Genomic DNA, 304 nt, shown 5'->3' with positions numbered 1-304 from the left:
GTGGTCGAGGCCGAGCACCGGCCGTCGTTGGTGCGGTTCAGCGCAGCCTTGCTGGATCGCCGCTACGCCCACGCGATGCTGGTCGACGGCAACGACCCGTGGGGTATTGAGGTCGGCGTGATGACCACCGCTCGAGTGACCATCGAGTGGTTGTGCAGCCACTTCGCCGACCCTGAGCCGCAGTCCGAGACCGGGTGGGCGTTGTTAACACAGGGGTAGGCAATTCGGGGGAACCCAGCCGGTCATCATACCGTGCTGGTCGACGTCACAGCGCATGGCAGCTGTGCCGCGAACGCTCAACTCC

At 65.5% G+C, this 304-nt stretch carries 1 protein-coding gene; it reads left to right on the top strand.

Annotated features, from left to right (window positions below; genetic code table 11):
• On the top strand, window positions 1-219 hold a 219-nt coding region (locus ADK67_RS52545), incomplete at its 5' end, for a hypothetical protein (protein WP_197289460.1).
• Window positions 220-304: the final 85 nt, after the last annotated feature.

Source organism: Saccharothrix sp. NRRL B-16348, from assembly GCF_001280085.1.
In the GTDB taxonomy this organism is placed as follows: domain Bacteria; phylum Actinomycetota; class Actinomycetes; order Mycobacteriales; family Pseudonocardiaceae; genus Actinosynnema.
The sequence above is the reverse complement of the archived record's forward strand: the minus strand, read 5'-3'. Positions and strand labels throughout refer to the sequence as shown.